This is a genomic window from Segetibacter aerophilus (assembly GCF_007991655.1).
Lineage (GTDB): Bacteria > Bacteroidota > Bacteroidia > Chitinophagales > Chitinophagaceae > Segetibacter > Segetibacter aerophilus.
In genome coordinates, this window is record NZ_BJYT01000013.1 from 71,084 (window position 1) to 91,287 (window position 20,204).

Annotated in this window: 22 protein-coding genes; 14 read left to right on the forward strand and 8 right to left on the reverse strand. The window is 39.4% G+C overall.

Going from position 1 to position 20,204, the window contains the following annotated elements; all coding sequences use genetic code 11:
• Positions 1-26: 26 nt before the first annotated feature.
• Both SAE01_RS16585 and SAE01_RS16590 read right to left on the reverse strand, forming a co-directional pair.
• Positions 27-884 (reverse strand): glycoside hydrolase family 43 protein, encoded by an 858-nt coding sequence (locus tag SAE01_RS16585; RefSeq protein WP_147204917.1) that lies wholly within the window; start codon positions 882-884, stop codon positions 27-29.
• On the reverse strand, positions 875-1,087 hold the full coding sequence (locus SAE01_RS16590; RefSeq protein ID WP_147204918.1) for a hypothetical protein: 213 nt from the start codon (positions 1,085-1,087) through the stop codon (positions 875-877). Before SAE01_RS16590 ends, SAE01_RS16585 begins: the two co-directional genes overlap by 10 nt.
• A 653-nt stretch (positions 1,088-1,740) precedes the next feature.
• Here SAE01_RS16590 and SAE01_RS16595 point away from each other — a divergent pair.
• From SAE01_RS16595 to SAE01_RS16610, 4 genes are all read left to right on the forward strand, one after another.
• The gene (locus SAE01_RS16595; RefSeq protein WP_147204919.1) at positions 1,741-2,484 is read left to right on the forward strand and encodes a TylF/MycF/NovP-related O-methyltransferase; all 744 of its coding nucleotides are present in this window, start codon (positions 1,741-1,743) and stop codon (positions 2,482-2,484) included.
• A gap of 349 nt (positions 2,485-2,833) precedes the next feature.
• On the forward strand, positions 2,834-3,154 hold the full coding sequence (locus SAE01_RS16600; RefSeq protein ID WP_147204920.1) for a hypothetical protein: 321 nt from the start codon (positions 2,834-2,836) through the stop codon (positions 3,152-3,154).
• A 409-nt stretch (positions 3,155-3,563) separates the two neighbouring features.
• The gene (locus SAE01_RS16605) at positions 3,564-4,850 is read left to right on the forward strand and encodes a sensor histidine kinase (RefSeq protein ID WP_147204921.1); all 1,287 of its coding nucleotides are present in this window, start codon (positions 3,564-3,566) and stop codon (positions 4,848-4,850) included.
• A gap of 52 nt (positions 4,851-4,902) precedes the next feature.
• Positions 4,903-5,790, forward strand: coding sequence for an EamA family transporter (locus SAE01_RS16610; protein ID WP_147204922.1), 888 nt, complete (start codon positions 4,903-4,905; stop codon positions 5,788-5,790).
• Between the two features lie 179 nt (positions 5,791-5,969).
• Here SAE01_RS16610 and SAE01_RS16615 read toward each other — a convergent pair whose 3' ends face one another.
• Entirely contained in the window at positions 5,970-6,803 is an 834-nt protein-coding gene (locus tag SAE01_RS16615) for an alpha/beta fold hydrolase (RefSeq protein ID WP_147204923.1), read from the reverse strand.
• 373 nt (positions 6,804-7,176) lie between these two features.
• Here SAE01_RS16615 and SAE01_RS16620 point away from each other — a divergent pair, with 373 nt between their 5' ends.
• The 3 genes from SAE01_RS16620 (at position 7,177) to SAE01_RS16630 (ending at position 9,374) form a co-directional block, all read left to right on the forward strand.
• Positions 7,177-7,698 carry a DUF922 domain-containing protein gene (locus SAE01_RS16620; protein WP_147204924.1) on the forward strand — a complete coding sequence of 174 codons (522 nt, stop codon included), beginning with the start codon at positions 7,177-7,179 and terminating at the stop codon, positions 7,696-7,698.
• A 112-nt stretch (positions 7,699-7,810) separates the two neighbouring features.
• Positions 7,811-8,083 carry a hypothetical protein gene (locus SAE01_RS16625; protein WP_147204925.1) on the forward strand — a complete coding sequence of 91 codons (273 nt, stop codon included), beginning with the start codon at positions 7,811-7,813 and terminating at the stop codon, positions 8,081-8,083.
• 142 nt (positions 8,084-8,225) lie between these two features.
• Positions 8,226-9,374 carry a family 16 glycosylhydrolase gene (locus tag SAE01_RS16630; protein WP_147204926.1) on the forward strand — a complete coding sequence of 383 codons (1,149 nt, stop codon included), beginning with the start codon at positions 8,226-8,228 and terminating at the stop codon, positions 9,372-9,374.
• Between the two features lie 28 nt (positions 9,375-9,402).
• On the opposite strand, the gene xth is transcribed toward SAE01_RS16630, so the two are convergent.
• Positions 9,403-10,179: an exodeoxyribonuclease III gene (gene xth, locus SAE01_RS16635; RefSeq protein ID WP_147204927.1), complete on the reverse strand. Its 777-nt coding sequence runs from the start codon at positions 10,177-10,179 to the stop codon at positions 9,403-9,405.
• Between the two features lie 185 nt (positions 10,180-10,364).
• Here xth and SAE01_RS16640 point away from each other — a divergent pair, with 185 nt between their 5' ends.
• A complete protein-coding gene (locus SAE01_RS16640; protein WP_218029175.1) occupies positions 10,365-11,231 on the forward strand; it encodes a M28 family peptidase in 867 nt (288 codons plus the stop codon).
• A gap of 53 nt (positions 11,232-11,284) precedes the next feature.
• Here SAE01_RS16640 and SAE01_RS16645 read toward each other — a convergent pair whose 3' ends face one another.
• The 3 genes from SAE01_RS16645 to SAE01_RS16655 all read right to left on the reverse strand — a co-directional run bounded on the left by SAE01_RS16645 (position 11,285) and on the right by SAE01_RS16655 (position 13,978).
• Positions 11,285-11,815, reverse strand: coding sequence for a hemerythrin domain-containing protein (locus SAE01_RS16645; RefSeq protein ID WP_147204928.1), 531 nt, complete (start codon positions 11,813-11,815; stop codon positions 11,285-11,287).
• A 184-nt stretch (positions 11,816-11,999) separates the two neighbouring features.
• Positions 12,000-13,523, reverse strand: a complete 1,524-nt coding sequence (locus SAE01_RS16650; RefSeq protein ID WP_147204929.1) for a glycoside hydrolase family 32 protein — start codon at positions 13,521-13,523, stop codon at positions 12,000-12,002.
• 92 nt (positions 13,524-13,615) lie between these two features.
• The gene (locus SAE01_RS16655) at positions 13,616-13,978 is read right to left on the reverse strand and encodes an iron chaperone (protein WP_147204930.1); all 363 of its coding nucleotides are present in this window, start codon (positions 13,976-13,978) and stop codon (positions 13,616-13,618) included.
• A 113-nt stretch (positions 13,979-14,091) separates the two neighbouring features.
• Between SAE01_RS16655 and SAE01_RS16660 the strand changes: the two genes are divergently transcribed.
• The 4 genes from SAE01_RS16660 (at position 14,092) to msrA (ending at position 16,775) form a co-directional block, all read left to right on the forward strand.
• On the forward strand, positions 14,092-14,778 hold the full coding sequence (locus tag SAE01_RS16660) for a phosphatase PAP2 family protein (RefSeq protein ID WP_147204931.1): 687 nt from the start codon (positions 14,092-14,094) through the stop codon (positions 14,776-14,778).
• 414 nt (positions 14,779-15,192) lie between these two features.
• Complete coding sequence (locus SAE01_RS16665) at positions 15,193-15,630, forward strand: VOC family protein (protein WP_147204932.1); 438 nt, start codon at positions 15,193-15,195, stop codon at positions 15,628-15,630.
• 137 nt (positions 15,631-15,767) lie between these two features.
• A complete protein-coding gene (locus tag SAE01_RS16670) occupies positions 15,768-16,208 on the forward strand; it encodes an SRPBCC domain-containing protein (RefSeq protein WP_147204933.1) in 441 nt (146 codons plus the stop codon).
• Between the two features lie 78 nt (positions 16,209-16,286).
• Positions 16,287-16,775, forward strand: a complete 489-nt coding sequence (gene msrA / locus SAE01_RS16675) for a peptide-methionine (S)-S-oxide reductase MsrA (RefSeq protein ID WP_147204934.1) — start codon at positions 16,287-16,289, stop codon at positions 16,773-16,775.
• Between the two features lie 45 nt (positions 16,776-16,820).
• On the opposite strand, the gene SAE01_RS24535 is transcribed toward msrA, so the two are convergent.
• A complete protein-coding gene (locus tag SAE01_RS24535) occupies positions 16,821-16,988 on the reverse strand; it encodes a hypothetical protein (protein ID WP_170234181.1) in 168 nt (55 codons plus the stop codon).
• A gap of 29 nt (positions 16,989-17,017) precedes the next feature.
• On the opposite strand from SAE01_RS24535, the gene SAE01_RS16680 reads away from it, so the two are divergent.
• Complete coding sequence (locus SAE01_RS16680; RefSeq protein WP_147204935.1) at positions 17,018-17,338, forward strand: hypothetical protein; 321 nt, start codon at positions 17,018-17,020, stop codon at positions 17,336-17,338.
• A gap of 191 nt (positions 17,339-17,529) precedes the next feature.
• Positions 17,530-19,794, forward strand: a complete 2,265-nt coding sequence (locus tag SAE01_RS16685) for a TonB-dependent receptor (protein ID WP_147204936.1) — start codon at positions 17,530-17,532, stop codon at positions 19,792-19,794.
• The last annotated feature ends 410 nt before the right edge of the window (positions 19,795-20,204 follow it).

Sequence of the window (20,204 nt, forward strand, 5' to 3'; positions counted from 1 at the left end):
GAGCTAAAAAGTCAATAGCTTAATTTCTATTTTGAATAACTCTCAATTAATGTCTTAGCTTCTGCTGCGGTCAATCGAGAAACTGTACCATGTCTGGCTTCAGAGGGAAAATTAACGTCGTTTTCAACTGCCCAATGAATGAGGTCCGGCGAGTAAGAAGCACCGAAACGATTCGTCATACAATAATCATATAACAATAACCAACCGGGCTTTACAGGGTCTTTCATTACAGTAGGCCCTTCAGTAATTACCGGAACAATCTGGCCATTGTTTAAATGTCCTTGAACTATGCTGTATGGCCCCTCGAGGTTCTTAGATGTGGCAACGCGAATAGCTCTCCTTTCGCCCGTTTTTACCCCAAATTCTTCCTCTTTATGATACAAATAATAAGTTCCGCCACGTTCCAATAAAGTCCCGTCAATAACGGAATAAGGAGGATTGAAAAACATTTTTGCAGGTGTAAAAGTTTTCCAATCACGCGTTTTTGAGTACCAAAGCCTGCTCTCTTTCCACCCCGCATCTCTGAACGATGATGACCAGAATAAAATGTACTCTCCTGTTTTATCATCATAAAACCACTCAGGAGCCCAAATATTTCTAGCTAAAGCACCGAAGTCATTTCGTACGTCTTTCATCAACCGCAGAGGCGCTTCAACCTGCCAGCGAAGCAGATCTTTAGAAGTTGCGTAGAGACAGCCCGGCCCTACTTTTTCACGGTCGGCAACTCTTCCCCCACCTGTTGCCAATATCCGCCACAAACCATCCGGTCCGCGACGAACAAAGGGATCTCGCATCTGTTGCTCCCAGACCGGCTCGTTGTTATTTAAGGGAGTCCAATGACGTCCATCTGTTGATAAAGCGATGTGCAACTTTTCTACCTGCATGGGGTTAGGCAAGGGTACTTCAACTGTATTTCCTTTTGAATCAATTTCAATACGGGTTGGATAACGTTGACGAAGTAAGTAAGCATCCAGACGTTTTCATTCTTGCCAATGGTAAGCTGTTCTTTTGCTACTGTCTCTTTTTTGCCCTGTGCAAATGCTCCTGTCTGAAGAACGACTAATACAATAAATAGTGCAAGTTTCATGTTTACAAAATTTGTACTGGTCAAATGTAGGCTATGTTGTTATTACTTCAGGAAAGACAAATCGAAGCTTTATAGGCATCCCTTCCAAATGATAGACATTATAATATTATTGATTGTCTCGTATTGTCGGTGAACAAAAATCAAATAACCAGGTAGCAAGTTCCTGAACCATTACAAGCAGCAGCAATCGACTCAACCTTTTTTCTTCAAAGAAAACAGCATTACAAGACCGCTAAGTAAGACAAGGGTTAAGAACTGCGGAGAAATCAATTAACTAACTCGCCCGGTTTCCGCTGGCAAGTCCGTTATTCAGGTTTTTGAACACTGCAACTAAACCTAGACGCAGTTCAGTTGGTTGAGCGCATTCGTCCTTTCGACTGAACAAAGCATCGGCACTATAACCTGGCCTTTAAAGTATAGTGAACAAACATTGTTGTCCTGATATTGAAGTCACTCACATAAGCCTTGGTACCCTATTTAATTTCGAAACAATTCTACTACTTCAAGCTTGCTTACTTTGGTTGTATCAGGCACGTTTACCCAAAAAGCATTAAATAGAAGCTTTCCATCGATTAGTTACAACTTTTAGTGATAGTATTTCATCTGTTACAAGAACAGTCAATGCAACTAAACAGAAGCCTGCTTCAAAACTTATGATACCTGAGCCTAACTTACCACTTCATAATTTCTTCATTCATGAAAAACCCTTTGCGCTAAAGCAGGACCGTCCGCTTGCAAGTTTTGTAAATAAGGCTTTACGCGGTTCAAGGTTTAATTACCAGCTTAATCCGCTTCCCAACCCCGTTGAGGACATGAACACAATAGAACAGCGCATCAACTTCTTCCTTCTCCTGGAAAATATAATTGCAAATAAAATAGAAGGAGATGTAGTCGAATTAGGTTGCTTTACTGGGCACTGCGCAATGCTGTTTCAGAAGACGATCGAGATGATGCAGTCCACTAAACAACTGCATTTGTACGACAGTTTCTCGTCGAAGTTTACAATCGAGGGTAGTGTTCTCGAGGTATTAAAGGAGAACTTTAAAGCAGCGGAGTTAAAAGAACCTATTATTCACGCGGGATATTTTAATGTAACTATACCAGGAGATTTACCGCCAGTTATTTCCTTCGCCCATATTGATTGTGGCTTTGCAGGAGACCCGTTAAAGCATAAAGAAGTCGTGCTGGATTGTCTCGACCATATTTATCCAAGAATGAGTAGTGGAGCAATATGCATATTGATGGATTATCATGATAGCTCAATTAATGATAAGGGCTTCGACGCCAATCCGGGGGTGAAACTGGCGTGCGACGAATTTTTAAATGATAAAAAAGAAAGAATAACGTCCCTTTTTGGCAACCAGTATTCACACGGTTTTTTTAGAAAAATCTACTAAGTTCCGATGCCGCGAGGGAGTGCACTGAAGGCCTTGGTAATTTGCTGATAACGAGGAAATAAAATAATTAGCCGGTAGCGAAAGTGATACAAGAGTAAGCCGTGAGAGAGTGCCTTTTTGATGTAATAAACTATAAATACCGTTCCTACAACAGGACTACTTACTCCACTAAAGAATTACAAGAAATGAGGAATCAGCGGCGTGGAATAAATATTGATTATGCCGAATGAAGAGTATTGCAGCTTGAGAAAGATAAATTAATTCAAACAAGCGTCAACACTGAATACATGCAACTTAAATAAAACTTAAGGCATCATTAATTCGTTATTTAATTTTAAAAAGGAACAAAGTGAAAGCAGACTTTACGAATCATTCGCATTTTAACATTATCAAATTTCTTTACCAATTTAAGGATGATAATAAATTTTATAGACTGGATGAACAAGAACTTAACCTCGAATCAAAGAAGGACACTTATAGGTACATCTACAACTTGCGCAATGATGCACTGATATGTACGGACAGGGAGGTTTATCAAATCGATGAGGATTATTATAGCGTAGAAAATTTTGGTAATACCGAAGAAATAAGGGCTAAAATTCTACCAAAAGGGATCGCCGTAATAGAGAACCTGCAAGAGAAAAAGAACTTCGCTGCATCAGAAAATTGATCTTATAGCAGTATACCTATTTCACAGTATCACTTGCTCCCAGGTAATTGCCGTTGCCTTAACAATTGCCTTTTCCAAGCTGCCCTAATCTATCATCGATGATCAATAGTTCATCGGTGATAGATCTTTTTCAAGGCCTACGCGGTCTAAACTCTCTAGAGGCAAATAAAAACCTCAACTAATTCTTTTACTACAAATCCAACAGGAAGCGTTAGTCCGAACTTGCGCTTAAATCTCGCTGGCTACTACTTCAATTTTCTTCCTATTTAATCTTCCTCCATAAGTTCTTAGGTGCTACAAAACATAACTGACTGAACTAGATATTTTGGAACTATAGTGCTTAATTTGTACTTCTATAAGCAGTAAGGTTTATAAAAAAACTTTAATATTACTCCTAACATAGCTAAGAATGTGGAATGAACGTTTGAAGGAACAGGTACAGAAATACTCCAAAACATTACAAATCGAGAATGGGAATTGGGACCAGTTCTTACAAGATGTAAGCGATACTTACGATGAATTTGAGAATAAGATCACATCTTGCAATCTCCCTCTATCTCACAATACTTATTCAACAAACGAAATAAACACCGGGTTAAGAAATGAGGCCGAAGAATTAGAGCGGGCACACGCCGAGCTCGGCAGAATTTTGAATAGCGTAAACCACGGTTTCTTTTCACGCGACTTAATCACCGACAGCTACACCTATCTATCTCAAGGCTGTGAAAAAATTTACGGTTATAAGATTGAAGAGTTTTTTAAGAATAGGAGACTTTGGTATGAAGTGATTTTTGAGGAAGACAGAATTGTAGTACAAAGAGACAATGAACGTTTAAAAAACAAAGAAGAAGTATATACCCAGTACAGGATCATACATAAAGATGGAACGCTGAAATGGATTGAATTAACATTGATTCCGTTCTTCAAAGATAGTTTGTTGGTAAGGGTAGATGGCGTCGTAAACGAAATCACAAAACGAAAAGAAGAGGAGACTGAACGAGACGTTATAATGAAGGAACTCATTGCAATTAACGCTGACCTCAAACAATTTTCCTATATCACATCTCACAATTTGAGGTCGCCTTTATCAAATATCCAAGGCATCTTAAACCTCTTTGATTTAGACCAAAAAGATGAGCACAATCGTCGACTGGTAGAGATGTTGAAATCTACTTCCCATCAACTACACACTACTATCGAAGATTTGACGCAGATTCTTATAATTAAGAATAATGTAAATCCTGATCCTGCTGACCTAAATCTCGAAGAGACTTTTAATCATGTACTTAAAACTTACACTGGCGCCATCAATGAAATCGGCGGAAAAGTTATTGCTGATTTTAAATCACCCTCAGTAAAACTAAAAAAAGTATTTCTCGAAAGTATTTTCATCAACCTCATTTCAAATGCCGTTAAATATCATTCTCCACATCGAAACCTGGTAATACAGGTCGAGAGCAAAGAGGAGGATAATAATTACGTCTGTATAAAGTTTACTGACAACGGCATAGGGATAGATTTGAACAGGCATAAGGGAAGAGTCTTTGGCCTCTACCAACGGTTTGATGACAAAGTTGAAGGCAAAGGCCTCGGGCTTTTTATAATCAAATCTCAGATAGAATCTACCGGAGGCTCAATCGCGATTGAAAGCGAACCTGGTGTCGGTACAACTTTTCTTATTAAGCTTAAACGGTAGCTCTACCGTAGTAAATCCCTGCTGTACTTTTGCAGTAATAAACTTGAGATAGTTGATAGAAACTCTTTTAACCTCTGCAGCAGTTGTACTAAGAATAGTTTCAAATCCCGTTGGAAACGTGTTTCAAAAACAACTCACTGCAAGAGGTAATCACCCTCTACTAATCAACTTTCTAACTTACCTTCTTTTATCTTTTGTTTGCCTTGCATTTGCACTGCACATCAATTGGCAAAAGCTTCCTGCAGAATTTTGGCTTTATTCTGTTTTAGCAGGTATAGTCGGAGCACTGGGAAATGGTTTTTTGGTAAAGGCACTTCAAAAAGGCGATCTCTCTGTTCTCGGTCCAATAAACGCATACAAATCAGTTGTCGGAATCATTGTAGGCATTTTTCTTTTAAAAGAAATCCCTAACGTTTGGGGCGTTCTTGGGATTGCTTTAATTGTTTACGGAAGCTATTTTGTTTTAGACACCACAGAAGAAAGGTTTTCATGGGGTTTATTTAAAAAAAGCGAAATCCAGTTCCGACTTTGGGCGCTAATCCTGACCGCTGTTGAGGCGGTCTTTCTAAAAAAAATCATCCTCGCATCGTCTGCAACAATTGCCTTTATTAGCTGGTGTTGGTTCGGTGCGGTGTTTTCGTTTCTTCTACTTTTTGTCTACCAGCTTAACGTCGTGTCTCAAATGAAAAGAATACGTTTCAGGGACTTTAGCAAATACCTATTTCTTATTATTTGCATCGGCACCATGCAGTATTCTACCAATTATACGTTCGGGCACATGCCCGTTGGCTACGCCTTATCCCTTTTTCAACTTTCTATCATTGTAAGTGTCGTACTAGGACATCGGTTTTTCCACGAACAGGACATCCGTAAGAAGTTGATTGGTTCCATGATTATGATAGCGGGTTCTATTCTCATTATTCTCTTAAAGAATAAATAGGTTTAAAAAGATCTAAACCTTCTGATTTTTATGTTGCCAGCCGTGGTATTATTCCCCTTGCTTTTGTTGTGTCACTCCCTTGTACAGTTGATAGGAACGCAGCGACGGTCAATAGATTTTTCCCATAAAAACGAATAGCGGCAATGATGCCGCTATTCCAAAATCAACTAAACATTTTCTTATCTACAAAACTCAATCAGGTCTTTGTTAAGCATTTGGCGATGCGTATAAAATAAACCATGAGGTGCTCCCTCATACACTTTGTAAACAGCGTTTGGTATCATTGTAGATGTCCGTTCGCTACTGGCTTTGATCGGCACGGTTTGATCATCATCACCATGAATAATGAGTGTAGGAATTTTTATTGATTTTACGTCTGCCCTAAAATCAGTGGATGCAAACGCAATTGCACATTGCTGAGTAGCTATCGGCGCAGCAACAGAAGCCAGCGCCCGGTAGTACTCAAGCAAAGGCGCACTAACCGGGTGGTTAATAAGATTAACGCCGAAGAATTTCTTTCCAAAGTCGTCGAGAAAAGCTATACGATCCTTTTTCATTTCAGTCATCATTTCTTCAAACACTTCATTGGCAACACCATCCTTGTTGTCGTCAGCTTTTTTCAAGTATGGCGTTACGGCACTAACCAATACAAGCTTCGAAACTCTTTCGCTTCCATATTTGCTTAGGTAACGAACCGCTTCTCCTCCACCCATAGAAAAACCGACCAACACTGCATCACGAAGATCAAGAGTTTCCATAACTGAATGAAGATCTGAAGTCAGCGTATCGTAATCATAATCACCCCACGGTTTCGATGACTTACCAAACCCTCTTCTATCATATTTAATCACCCGGAAGCCTGCCTCTACAAGATCATCAATCTGGTACTCCCACATCTCTTTGCTCAATGGCCAACCGTGTATTAAAACTACAGGTCTACCCTTTCCATAATCCTTAAAAGATAGTTGCACTTCTTCTCCTGAAGACGAGTCAATTGTTTTAATAAAGTCCATAATTACAATTTTTGTTTTGAGACAGGTTGTACAAATCGTTCCACTGTACTTTGTTTATTTATTAAAGACTTTTAAGAAATTGCATTAAACACCTGTTGCTCGTGTTTCTTAAAAATGAGGAATAATGTCTCTAACATTTTTAACTGCAGCAGCATATCAGATTGTAATTACGGCATTTAGAAAAGAAATAGCTTTTGCTGACTACTTAATAATTTTACGTTAATCACATGAACATCTCTTCTTGTTCATACCAGGCCTTCAAAAATGGGTTCTATATTCTCACCTTATTTGCAGCAACATTTTAGCAAACTGAAAGTATACTTCTATTAATTTCTACTTTAGTTTCGATCGTTTAATTGGTCATTCTTCTAAAATGAAAATATTATTCACAGCTCTATTCACTGCCGTCACCTTTCTTAAAGGATACAGTCAGAATAACTATATCAACTGGCACGACAACACTAAAATCAGGTGGGCAGATTTTAAAGGTGTAGTAGAAACAAGTAGTCCGTTTGCAGCTATGTCAGCAGTGGGCATCAATTATAAATATAATTCCGTCTCCAAAGGAAAAGCTGTTGAGGTCAGCTTTGAAATAAATGCAGCGTTCGACAAAACGAAGTCGTGGAGTAAAAGATCGGAACAGACCGTTAACACCCTCAAGCATGAGCAGCTACATTTCGATATTTGTGAGGTAGTGAGTAGAGAATTCAGAAAAGAGGCAGAACAAACCGTTTATACTAAGAATTATAAGAATGAAATTACCAGGATCTTCAACAGGTATACTCGGGAACTACAAAAACTGCAAAAAAAGTATGATGACCAAACAAGGCACAGTAAGAATAAAACAAAGCAAAAAGAGTGGGAAAATTTAATTCACCAGGAGTTGGCGAGATAATTCTTCCTGGTTTCGCTAGCTAAGAAGCAACAGTACTTTCAAGAGCTATGAATGATTAAGGCACGGTTTTTATTAAACTAAGTAATATTATTTACCATTAAAAAATAAAATTATGCTTCACAATAAGAAAGGACCAACCGGAGGTTTATTATTAGCAGGATTAGCTGCCTTTGCATATTATAAATACTCAAAGCTTAGCTCAGAGGAAAAAGAAAACTTGTTCGGTGATCTAAAAGCTAAGGGACAAAAGCTGTATGACGAGTATGTACCTGAAAAGTACAAAAGCCTTTTTTCTAAAAATAGCGGTAGTACTGCAGGTAGCTCTACAAGTGGTACTGCAAGCGCTAATTCTCATTTCGGTGAAGGAAACGCTTACAGCAGCTAGAATTAAAATAAAAGATGCAGAAGCCCGTGTAATGAAAATTGCAGGGGCTTCTTTTTTTCGGACATGTTTTCACGCACTAAAAGTTGATTAGAAATTGTAATCCATAGATTTGCATGAGCCTTCACCTTAACGGCTTCTAACGATGCTTCCGCAAAACACCCCAAAACTTTTAACCGTTGTTTGTCTATTACTGGTAATCCCCTTTGTCTATTGCAAAAAAAGCATCGGCGGAAATGAAGCCACTTCTGGCATATCTATATCCAATATTTCTCCTGTTAGAGACAGCGTAAACACGACAATAAAACTAGTGGTAACTGTTGAGCCGGTAAGCAGCAAAACTATTACCGTTGCTTATACTACTGTCGACGGTACCGCTAAAACGAATGTTGACTTTGTGCCTACTTCAGGTACTTTAACTATTAACGCCAACGCAGCAAGCGCGGAAATACCTGTGCAGCTAATTGGTCGAAAGCTTTTGAGTAGCACACAAGACTTTACTGTAAAACTGTCAAACGCAGTAAATGCCAATTTAAAAGTGGACCAAGCCACAGTATTTATTGAAAATCCGGGATTTGATTACCAGCTTGTATGGAGTGATGAGTTTAACGGAACCTCCGTCAATACCGCCGATTGGAACTATGAGGTGGGCGGAGGAGGATGGGGTAATAATGAATTGCAGAATTATACCAGTGGCACTAATAACGCATATATTGAAAATGGGAATTTAGTAATAGAGGCAAAAAAGGAAAGGTCTGGTAACAATGCTTACTCGTCAGCAAGACTTACTACAAAAGGTAAAAGAAAATTTACTTACGGCAAGATTGAAATAAAAGCCAAAGTACCGGCAACAGCCGGGCTATGGCCGGCTATATGGATGTTGGGTGAAAATATAGACCAGGTTAGTTGGCCAAGTTGTGGCGAGATTGATATAATGGAAGCAATCAATAAGGAGACGCCTTCAAAAATTTACGGAACAGCGCATTGGGGAATCAACACTTCCACCCATTTAAGCAAAGGCAGCTTTTATACTCTCCCGTCAGGTTATTTTTCCGACAATTACCACGTTTTTTCTGTAGAGTGGGATGCCAATTCAATCGTTTGGTTTTATGATGGAAACAGATTCAATAGTGTAAACAAGGTAGACGTTACCGGAGGTAACAATCCTTTTAATAAAGATTTTTTCCTTATCCTAAATGTTGCCGTGGGTGGTAATTGGCCTGGAAGTCCTGATGCAACCAGCATATTTCCCCAAAAGATGATGGTCGATTACGTGAGGGTTTATCAAAAATAATTTCTGACGTTGTAATTAATTTCAGGCTCTACTCATCCGACAACTCAATCCAAACCGGCGCGTGATCGCTTGTTTTCTCCCATCCTCTTACTGCGGAGTCAACACCGGCAGCCGTAAGACGGGGAGCGATACTAGGGCTAAGTAAAAAATGATCAATCCGTAAACCAGCATTTCGTCCATAAGCATTTCTAAAGTAATCCCAGAAGGTATAAATGGTTTGATCTGGATATAATTTCCTGATCGCATCAGTCCACCCTTGGTCTACAAGGGTTTTAAAAGCTTGTCGCACTTCGGGTCTAAACAAAGCGTCTTCATGCCAGCGCTCAGGCTTGTACACATCCAACTCGGTCGGCATTACATTATAGTCTCCTGTTAAAACAACTGGTTTACCGGAAGCGAGAAGTTCTGCAGCATGTGTTGTTAACCTTTCAAACCAACGCAGCTTATAATCAAACTTCGGTCCCGGAGCAGGATTTCCATTAGGTAGATAAAGACAGCAAACGTGAATACCGGCAACCATCGCTTCGAGATAACGGCTTTGGATGTCCTCCTCGTCCCCTGGAAGCTCTCTACAAATCTCTTGCACCTCGTCTGTGCGAGACAAAATAGCAACCCCGTTCCAACTCTTTTGTCCGTTCCAAATTGCATGGTAGCCCAAATCCTGTATCGCTTTTTCAGGAAATTTTTCCTGCGGCGCTTTTAATTCCTGCAAGCATACGATGTCGGGCTCAGTTTCGTTCAGCCATTTAAGAAGCACGGGCAAGCGACCATTAATTCCGTTTACGTTGTAAGTGGCTATTTTCATGACAAGATATAATTGATCAAAAATTAAAAGGTGCGGTTTTTGGTTCAAACTAGTACAGGCGTAAAGCTAATAACAGATGGAATATTATCAGGTAAGAATATTTTTAGGCACTTTTTTAAGAAACGGGAAATAAGGATCAATTAACCGAAAACGAAACTATAGCCCAGCGGGCTACAAAAAGAAAAATGATGAAAGCAAATACCGAGAGATTGTATGAGATTGTTGAATTTCTAACATCATTAAATCCCCCAAGAAATTTTCAAAACCTTTCTTCTCTGGAAAAAGCATACAAATACATAGAAGATCAGTTCTCCAAAGCAGGCGCAAATGCGGAGTTACAAAAGTGGAATGTTCAGGGGAAAGAGTACGTCAATGTGAGCGCGTCTTATAATGCGGACAAACCAAAAAGACTGGTTGTAGGAGCACACTACGATGTATGCGGCGATCAACCAGGCGCAGATGATAATGCAAGTGCGGTTGCAGGACTAATCGAGATCGTCCGGCTAACATTTGAAAGCAAACCAACTCTTGATTACCGGATTGACTTTGTTGCTTATTGTTTGGAAGAACCACCTTTTTTTGCCAGTGATAAGATGGGTAGTTATGTTCATGCAAAGTCTTTACATGAGAATAACGTTGGCGTTATCGGAATGATTTCTCTTGAAATGATTGGCTACTTTTCAGATGCGCCTAATTCACAACCTTACCCATCGGCCGACTTGGCAAAACTTTATCCGCCTACAGCTAATTTTATTATTGTTATCGGTACTGAGAAGTACGCGGCTTTTAATAACAAGGTTCACAAGTTGATGTCGAAAGACTCAGCAGTAGATGTGCAGGTAATCAGCTTTCCTCCGGATAATGGACTGGCCGGACTTTCTGATCAAAGTAGTTATTGGAAGTTTGGCTATCCCGCCCTAATGATAAATGACACAGCCTTTATCAGGAACCCCCATTACCATATGAAGTCAGATACAATTGATACACTTGATTTTAAAAAGATGACTGCTGTAGTCGACAGTGCTTATAAAGCAATTACAAATATGATTTGACCAGTCACCCTTCCTCTATTTTCCACTTTGAAATCACTTACCATTGTTCTTCTTTATGCTGCTGTAGCAATTTGAAGTTTCCTCTCGTATGATTGCGTTTTGATAAGATCGGGTAATGTGTGCATTTTTTCTTCCAACTGCGATAGAACCTGGTCCCGGTAATATCTCCACAATATTTCGTTCAACACGGCTTCCTCGTCATTCATGTGATCAAAATTGGCCATCATAAATTCGTTGTAGCTTTTCGATATGGATGCTATCAGATCCAATTTGTCTTTAGCTTTCGACTGATGATAATAAGATTGAATGAGGCTCTTTAGATAATTGGCCAGGCGGGTCATTCGATTATGTTCACTTGCGTAGTTGTTCCAAACTGAAGGCTCATACTCAAAGACAAGCGGAAAAATATGAAGACCCTCGAACACAATTGTTTCATTGTAGGCCTGTAAGACATTCTTTACTTTCTCAACTGCATCTGCCGCAAAAGTTACCCCATGTGTTGCTATTTTATCAATGGAAACGCAAGCCGATAGTAACGATGTTTTAAGAGGAAAGTGAGCTTTATTGAAAATATTATAACGCATAAGACCGTGCTTTTAAAATTATTATATTCAAAAAAAGCACTTTAAAAGAGGCCAGACAACCGCACAAATGTGTGGTTGGGTTAAACGGTTAAATGAAGAGTTCGGCGGAAAAATATAGGTTGGAGTGGTAGCGTTATTGGATGAAAGCCTGGCACGCGACAACATCAACAAAATGTAAAGCATCTTATTTCCAGATCCGCTTCAGCTTTGTCAACACTAGTGATTTAATATTCAAATTACTGGTTGACTTAATTTGAATATTAGAATACACCTCATGAGGAAAAAAGATCGCAGTCATTGTCGAACGTCCATTATCGGCAAACAATTCAATAGAAGCATTATCTACTATTAAGGTCATTTTTTCGCTTTGTCTGGATGAAAACCTCGGAGCTGTATGCCTTTTAGCAAATCCTTTTTCAAAATCAACTTTACCTGATCTAGTTCGATCTATATAATATTCGTTAGCGGCTTTATCAAAACCAACCACAACATTTTCATCCAGCTTATTTGAAAAAGTAATGGAATAGCTTTCTAACTTATCAGCAGAAAGTTCTAACCTGAACGGTCCTTCCATTTTACCTGCCTTTGCAGTAACATCGAATTTCCTGGCTTTAATATTTTTTATCGCTACAGGCGCAGCTGCCAAAGTGCTTAGCTCTGAAACAGGTTTTGATGTAACTAAAAATTGCTGTCCTACTTTTTCGATACCCAGTTCACGGGGAACCGTGGTTGCGCTTCGCCATTTCTCCGTTGGAACGACGTTGGCGTATTGCCAGTTACTCATCCAGCCGAGGAAAATTTTTCTACTGCCGGTGTTAGACCAGGTAATGCCCGCATACTCATCAGGCCCGTAGTCAAGCCATTTTGTATTTGTTTGATTAGGAGTAAAAGTATGGCCGTCAAAATTGCCGGTAAAGTACTGAGTAGCGGAACCTCCATTTGGTCCACCAGGATTGATATTAACGATCAGCACCCAAATCTTCTGACCATTATACGTAAGTGGAAATAGATCAGGACATTCCCATACTCCACCGTGCGCTCCTAGCTTTTGACCAAATTCACTCTCTTTTGTCCAATCCTTTAAATCCTTTGATGAATAAAAAGTAATGTCATTCAATGTTGCCAATGTCATAATCCATTTCTTATCAGGTTCAAACCAACTCACCTTTGGATCGCGGAAATCTTTTATTCCCGGATTTTTCAACACAGGATTAGAATCATATTTCTTCCATGTAATGCCTTCATCGAGGCTATAGGCGAGGCTTTGGTTTTGAAATGTATTGCTTCCTGATTTTTCTCCCTTGGGATCATGGTGGGTAAAAATAGCAACCAGGGGAGCTTTGCCGTTTTTACCAAATCCAGAAGTATTATTTATATCTACGACAGCACTTCCGGAAAAAATATAGCCAAGACTGTCGGGATACAGGGCAATCGGAAGATTTTGCCAATGTATTAAATCTTTACTGGTAGCATGTCCCCAATGCATTGGTCCCCATACCGTACTATCAGGGTAGTACTGGTAAAATAAATGATATTGATTATTGAAGAAGACCATGCCATTGGGATCATTCATCCAATGGGCTTCAGGAGAAAAATGAATTTGAGGACGATGTGGTTCGTTGTAAGTGGAAGAAGAACTGCTAACACTTTGCGCATTACCGTGGAAAGCAAGCAAAGTAATAATAACCGGGACAAGTATTATCTTCATGATGAATTTTATAGGCTGCTTAGTAAATAGCAATTCCATCTGCTAAAATATATTGAGTATTGAAAGACTTGTATTACTCCAGTTTCACGAGGTTATTTCACCTTTGCTGCATTTTCTTTCACTTTAAATAATACAATTTTTCGTACCAGCCCATGTGGTATTGGCTTATTAAGAGGAAACTGGACAGAGCCCTTTCCCTGCTTGTACTTTGAAAGTTCTTCACCAAACTCACTGTAACCCGAAGGCGTCGCATAAAGCCCGATATGATTCTTATAGCCGCCAAAATAAATGAGCGGCTTTCCATTTGTTTTATAAGCAGGCATTTGATAGGCAATACTTTCAACAGCCTCCGGCGCATTCAGTTTAATGGTTTCGCGGATTTGTTGCAGTATCACTTGTACAATCTCCGGAAAATTTTTTATGTACTCATCAACAGTTTGAAAACTTGCTTTCATTCGTACGTTTTTTGTAGTGCGGTCAGGGGGGTAAGTAGAAATATCCAGGTTTACCAGGGCCTTTACTAATTGCAAAAATAAAAGTAGGTGTAATTTTTTTACTAATTCGTATCATGCAAAGCACCAGGAAGTTTAATAAAGAATATTTCAAAAAGCTGCCCTTCGGCTTAATTATACTTCTAATCTTTTTTGCCGCATCGATATTTTCATTTGTATTTATCATGCACGAAGTGCTGTCTGAAAAAGAGGTGGAAGCCGACAACAGCGTTTTTGCTTTTCTTTCGGCTAATGTAATCAGCAACCGACTAACACCCTTTATGAAAGGTGTCACCTACTTCGCTTCGGCGACCTTTTTACAGATTGCTTACGGTGTGCTTGTGTTTTTCTATGTCCTCAAAAAAAATGTAAAAAGGGCTTTAGAAATTGCAGCGATCGGATTAGGTGGTTTTATGGTAAATTATTTTATGAAAATATCTTTTCAACGCATTCGTCCACCTCATCCGCTCATTGAGAAATTGCAGAATTTCAGCTTTCCCAGCGGTCATGCTACTTCTGCGTTTATTTTTTATGGATTGCTTACTTACCTCGTGTGGAAAACAAAAATCAGGAAGGTGTACAAATTTTTAATTGGTTCGGTTCTTATCCTTTTTTCACTGTTGATAGGTTTCAGCCGCGTGTACTTACGAGTACATTATCCCAGCGATGTTGTTGCCGGCATATGTATTGGTTTTGCCTGGTTGATTTTAACGGTCGGGTTGTTTGAGCGGCTAAAGAAACGTGCTGCTAATGAAGTAGCATAGCCGCCGTTTCGGCTACCGCTAAGCGCAATGACACACTTCGCTTAGAACGGGTTTAATTTTTTCTAAAACCTAAAAACTAATTTGGGTCTTTCAAGTGCTTGTGGTAGCTAAATAGCTCACGTAATTCCTGCCACCAGTTTGATTGAATTAAGAATGACTTTTTCTTTTTTATCAAAATTTATTCAACTCAAATATTTTTTTAGTTCCTCCGCTACATACTTAACAAAGGGCTCATACATCATGTGTGTACGAGTAAGATGCTCGCCCGGAATGTCTAAAGACTTTATCTCTCCTTTTACAAGTTTTTCCTGACGCAAATGCCCCTCTAAATTGTCTTTTTTACACATCCTTACAATCACTTGCTCGAAGTAGTTTTACGAGTACAAATATTTAAAAAAACAAAAACTAACAACCATGGCAAGTACAAGCACCTACCTTAATTTTCCCCGCAATACAGAAGAAGCTTTTAACTTTTACAAAACTGTTTTCGGTGGAGACTTCTTCGGAAAACCTATGAGGTTTAGCGAAGTTCCTCCTATGGAAGGCATGCCTCCTATTTCAGAGGAAGACAAAAATCTGATCATGCACATTGAACTGCCAATTGTTGGGGGTCATATGTTGATGGGAACAGATGCACCGGAGTCTTTTGGGTTTCAGGTAACGTTCGGCAATAACGTACATATAAATCTTCAGCCGGATACGAGGGATGAAACCAAAAAATTGTTCGATGCTTTACAGGAAGGCGGCAAGGTTTCCATGCCTTTACAGGATATGTTTTGGGGTGACTATTATGGAAGTTGTACCGATAAGTTTGGAGTCAACTGGATGTTTAACTGTGGGGAGAAAAAATAATCGACGCGAGTGGAATTTATCCGATGTAAAGAAACTGTTTCAGAAAGGCTTAAACCTTAAGAATCATTCGCTGCTTCTGTGCATAACCGTACTTCTTCAAGAGACAAATAATTTAAACACTCATTACCCATGCGCTTATGTCAAATCCAATCATCACGGTTCAAACAGTTGTAAAATCAAGCCCGGAAAAGGTTTGGAAATGTTGGACTACTCCATCCGACATTATTCATTGGAACAATCCTTCGGATGACTGGCACAATGTGAAAGTTGAAGTCGACTTTCGGGAAGGAGGTTCTTTCCTGTTTGCCATGCAATTGAAAGACGGTAGCGATGGTTTTGACTATTGCGGTAAATATGATAAAATAAAAATGCACGAGTTGATTGAGCTTACAACTTCCGACGGAAGAAAAACGACAAACACATTTTCTACTAATGGAGACGAGGTATTGATAACCGAAGCGTTTGAAGTGGAAGCTAAAACGCCTCTTGACGTGCAGAAGGATTTTTGCCAGGCAGTGTTAAACAACTTCAAGAAATACGCGGAGAATAATACTGACTCTAGTAACGAGCCCGGTTAAGGTTACCTCTTTCTTCGCATCCTTCAATTCGTTTTTGTTTTAATTACTTTTGCGGAAGAAATATTAAAACAGCATACTATGAAAATTGAAAAGGCAATTCTCGCCGGCGGATGTTTCTGGGGAGTTGAAGAGCTTATAAGGAATTTACCAGGCGTAATAGATACCGTCGTAGGCTATACAGGTGGTGACGTTCCTAATGCCACGTATAGAAATCACGGTACTCATGCTGAAGCCATTGCAGTAACCTTCGATTCGGATATTCTTAGCTATAGAAAACTGTTGGAATTCTTTTTTCAAATTCATGACCCCACCACGCGCAATAGGCAGGGTAACGATAGAGGAACCTCGTACAGGTCTGCCATTTTTTATTTGGATGAAGAACAACTAGAAACCGCAAACAGGTTGATTGAAGAAATGACGGCATCAAAAAAGTGGCCGGGAACCATTGTAACAGAGGTTGTACCGGCAGGCGATTTCTGGGATGCAGAAAAGGAACACCAGGACTATCTTCAAAAATATCCGGGCGGCTATACCTGCCATTACCTTCGCCCGGAATGGAAGTTATAAAAATAACTTTTTTTATTTTTCTACCCGAGCTTGTTAGTAAGGAAGTCAAGGCATTGACTTCCTTACTTTAATGTCAGCACTAAATCTTTGCCTGCACTCGATATGGTTTGCAAGTATAAAAGCACTTCGCAAATCTAATTTTATCTCTATCCCGTACATCTGGTATCCACCTTCACCAGATAGCGAGACAGTAATTGAAGTTTCATACAGCATATTACCTTTTGTTGCTTTATGCAACCATAATGATAAAGCCGTTTTTGCCCGCGGTTACCGATTGGTATGAGCATGAGTTTAACCCTATTCAACATGAGATCAAGGTTCACATGGTTTATGGGAACCATCATCTTGAAAAAGATATGGCAGAAAACACGTCAGAGAAAAGTCATAACAACGGCGGTTCTGTAAAGTCTCAAGACCCGGTTCCTTTTCATGTTTTAGAGCAACAATTTGAAAGTTTCAATATTTCAATTTCAAGCGACACACAATACCAGCTATTTCATTATAACAAACTCCTGTGTGTTTTTATATCCCGTGAAGGGCCTCCTCCTAAACTTCGTTGTTAAATACGCATCTCGCAATCCCCATTGCAGCATTCCCCCATCTGCTAGGTATTTCCGTATTTTTTAAATATTGCCTCCATAAGCTTTAAAGCTATTGGCTGATGTACGGCTGTTGGATAATACAAAAAAGCATGAGGTAAGCTGCGCTAATCTTCACGGTAAAAAATCTACCTCCTTAAGGTAACATTTATCTTATGTCAATATCTCTACTCAAAAGATGCGGACTAAGCCGCGGTCTTTTCCTAATTTTTATAAATCTTGTTTTCGCTATAACTGTTTCTAACGCTCAAAGAATTGTATCAGGGAAAATAATAGATGCAACGAGCAGGCAACCACTTGTTGCAGCAAGTATAGCGGAAGAGGGCAACCAAAAGCATACTGCCCTTTCTGACCAGGATGGTAATTTCTTAATTCGTGTAAGCAGTGTAACCACAAAGCTCATAGTTTCTTTTATAGGCTTCCAATCTGCAAGCATCACCGTTACGGCACAACAAAATGCAAGGATAGAATTGCAGCCTGCTTCTGTGAATCTAAAGGATGTTGTGCTTGATAATAAAAACGTACAGCAAAAGTTTGCAACTCTCGCAAAAGTGGACCTGGACTTACACCCGGTACGAAATACACAGGAACTATTAAGAGTTGTTCCTGGTTTGTTTGTAGCGCAACACGCTGGAGGAGGCAAAGCAGAACAGATCTTTTTAAGAGGATTTGACTGTGATCATGGAACAGATATACAGGTGAGTGTAGATGGACTTCCGGTTAATATGGTATCGCACGCCCACGGGCAAGGATATGCTGACGCTCACTTTATTATTCCGGAAACTATTAATAATATCGACTATGGTACCGGTCCTTATTACACGCCACACGGCAACTTAAATACAGCCGGTTACGTTGCATTTTCAACTTATAATAACATTCAAAAAAGCCAGGTACAGGTAGAAGCAGGCCGCTATAACACCTTTCGCACTCTGGCCGTTATCGATTTATTAAAGAAGAATAAGGAGAAGCAAAGCGCTTATGTTGCAGGAGAATTTAATTACACTAATGGAGCTACCATCAACAAACAAAATTTTAACCGCTTCAATCTTTTTGGTAAGTATAACCTTGCGATAACTCCTGCAACACAATTGACGATTTCCGGTTCAGGTTTTAAAAGTAAGTGGGATGCGTCGGGGCAGATACCTGTGAGAGCAGTAATAGATGGTAGTGTTGATCGCTTTGGTTCAATAGACCCTTCAGAAGGTGGACATACTGAAAGGTATAATGCAAATGTCATTCATACCCATGCATTTTCAGAAAGTCTTTCCCTAATAAACCAGGGATTTTATACAAGGAATATTTTTAGCTTATTCTCAAATTTCACTTTTTATCTTAACGATCCTGTTAATGGAGACGAAATAAACCAGGCGGAAAAAAGAGACATTTTTGGTTATAGTTCAAAGCTGATTAAGAAGAGTATTTACGATAGTTGGACGGTAAATTCTACCTATGGGATTGGAGTTCGTTATGATGCAACAAAGAATAGCTACCTCGCCCATTCAGTTAAAAGAGTGTTTCTTGATTACGTGAAACTGGGTAATATAAGAGAAGCTAATGCTTATAGCTTTATACAAAAACAGGCAACTTTTAGTAAATGGGTAATAGATGCCGGTCTAAGGTTCGATTACCTTCATTTCAATTATTTAGACAAATTACAACCAAGCGAGCCCGCACGGAGTAAAACGATCTTAAGTCCTAAAATAAGTGTTCAATACGCCTTGGCACCAGCAATGGAGGTCTATGTAAAAGCGGGTAAAGGTTTTCATTCAAATGATACTAGAGTGGTAGTTGCAAACAAAGGAGAGGAAATTTTACCTGCTGCCTATGGGGTTGATCTTGGCGTCATCTTTAAACCCATTAACAACCTTGTCGTGAATATAGCCGCGTATTATTTACATCTAAACCAAGAGTTTGTATACGTCGGCGACGACGGTAATATTGAACCCAGTGGCAGAACAAAGAGAACGGGCATTGACATAATTGCACGCTACCAACTTACAAAATACCTCTTTGCAAATACGAATATCAACTTTACCAAACCGAGGTCTCTTGGTGAGCCAAAGGGTGCTGATTATATTCCGTTGGCTCCAAGGGTTACAAGTACGGGAGGATTATTTTATAAAAAGAAAGAAGGCTTTAACGGAGGAGTGACATATAGATATATAAAGAACAGACCCGCCAATGAAGACAACTCAATTGTTGCAAAAGGCTACTTTTTGTTAGATGCGTCTGTCAACTACTCCAAACCCAAATATGAGGTAGGACTAGCTATGGAAAACATATTAAACAATGAGTGGAATGAAGCGCAGTTTGCAACAGAAAGCAGGCTTCAAAACGAACCTTCGCCCATTAGCGAATTAAACTTTACGCCTGGTACACCCTTCTTTATCAGAGCCAAGTTTACCGTATTTTTTTAAGGCGCCTTGCAGGAATTGATGACGGTGCAATATGTAAGCTTTGATCATTTCAAACCCTATTTTCTCAATTTTAATTTATTGGCAGAAATACGTTGAAAGTACCGCCCACTCATGGATGCGCTGAGCTGTAATAAACCTTTATGATTTTCTGCTAATTTTTCACTAAAGCCAGCCCTATGCCTGTGCCTTCATATTCTGCTTTTCCATTTGCCGCTAAAACATTTTAATTTTTTTTCGGCATACTCTTGTTAGAAGCCAATAGCATTATCTGAAACATCAACTTTCTTGTACAGTTGAACTTAAGCTATCGTTTGTACGTGCTGCACTGATCATAAACAAACTACCTCACTTTCTTTGCCTATGATTCACTGATAATTATTGCTATTTTGATTGCCAGTCAAGAGGTAGAG

Excerpts from the sequence above, each read along its gene's own strand:
- SAE01_RS16585 (WP_147204917.1), bottom strand. The coding sequence starts at position 884 with ATGCAGGTAGAAAAGTTGCACATCGCTTTATCAACAGATGGACGTCAT.
- SAE01_RS16590 (WP_147204918.1), bottom strand. The coding sequence starts at position 1,087 with ATGAAACTTGCACTATTTATTGTATTAGTCGTTCTTCAGACAGGAGCA.
- SAE01_RS16595 (WP_147204919.1), top strand. The coding sequence starts at position 1,741 with ATGATACCTGAGCCTAACTTACCACTTCATAATTTCTTCATTCATGAA.
- SAE01_RS16605 (WP_147204921.1), top strand. The coding sequence starts at position 3,564 with ATGTGGAATGAACGTTTGAAGGAACAGGTACAGAAATACTCCAAAACA.
- SAE01_RS16615 (WP_147204923.1), bottom strand. The coding sequence starts at position 6,803 with ATGGACTTTATTAAAACAATTGACTCGTCTTCAGGAGAAGAAGTGCAA.
- SAE01_RS16620 (WP_147204924.1), top strand. The coding sequence starts at position 7,177 with ATGAAAATATTATTCACAGCTCTATTCACTGCCGTCACCTTTCTTAAA.
- SAE01_RS16625 (WP_147204925.1), top strand. The coding sequence starts at position 7,811 with ATGCTTCACAATAAGAAAGGACCAACCGGAGGTTTATTATTAGCAGGA.
- SAE01_RS16630 (WP_147204926.1), top strand. The coding sequence starts at position 8,226 with ATGCTTCCGCAAAACACCCCAAAACTTTTAACCGTTGTTTGTCTATTA.
- xth (WP_147204927.1), bottom strand. The coding sequence starts at position 10,179 with ATGAAAATAGCCACTTACAACGTAAACGGAATTAATGGTCGCTTGCCC.
- SAE01_RS16640 (WP_218029175.1), top strand. The coding sequence starts at position 10,365 with ATGATGAAAGCAAATACCGAGAGATTGTATGAGATTGTTGAATTTCTA.
- SAE01_RS16645 (WP_147204928.1), bottom strand. The coding sequence starts at position 11,815 with ATGCGTTATAATATTTTCAATAAAGCTCACTTTCCTCTTAAAACATCG.
- SAE01_RS16650 (WP_147204929.1), bottom strand. The coding sequence starts at position 13,523 with ATGAAGATAATACTTGTCCCGGTTATTATTACTTTGCTTGCTTTCCAC.
- SAE01_RS16655 (WP_147204930.1), bottom strand. The coding sequence starts at position 13,978 with ATGAAAGCAAGTTTTCAAACTGTTGATGAGTACATAAAAAATTTTCCG.
- SAE01_RS16660 (WP_147204931.1), top strand. The coding sequence starts at position 14,092 with ATGCAAAGCACCAGGAAGTTTAATAAAGAATATTTCAAAAAGCTGCCC.
- SAE01_RS16665 (WP_147204932.1), top strand. The coding sequence starts at position 15,193 with ATGGCAAGTACAAGCACCTACCTTAATTTTCCCCGCAATACAGAAGAA.
- SAE01_RS16670 (WP_147204933.1), top strand. The coding sequence starts at position 15,768 with ATGTCAAATCCAATCATCACGGTTCAAACAGTTGTAAAATCAAGCCCG.
- msrA (WP_147204934.1), top strand. The coding sequence starts at position 16,287 with ATGAAAATTGAAAAGGCAATTCTCGCCGGCGGATGTTTCTGGGGAGTT.
- SAE01_RS24535 (WP_170234181.1), bottom strand. The coding sequence starts at position 16,988 with ATGCTGTATGAAACTTCAATTACTGTCTCGCTATCTGGTGAAGGTGGA.
- SAE01_RS16680 (WP_147204935.1), top strand. The coding sequence starts at position 17,018 with ATGATAAAGCCGTTTTTGCCCGCGGTTACCGATTGGTATGAGCATGAG.
- SAE01_RS16685 (WP_147204936.1), top strand. The coding sequence starts at position 17,530 with ATGTCAATATCTCTACTCAAAAGATGCGGACTAAGCCGCGGTCTTTTC.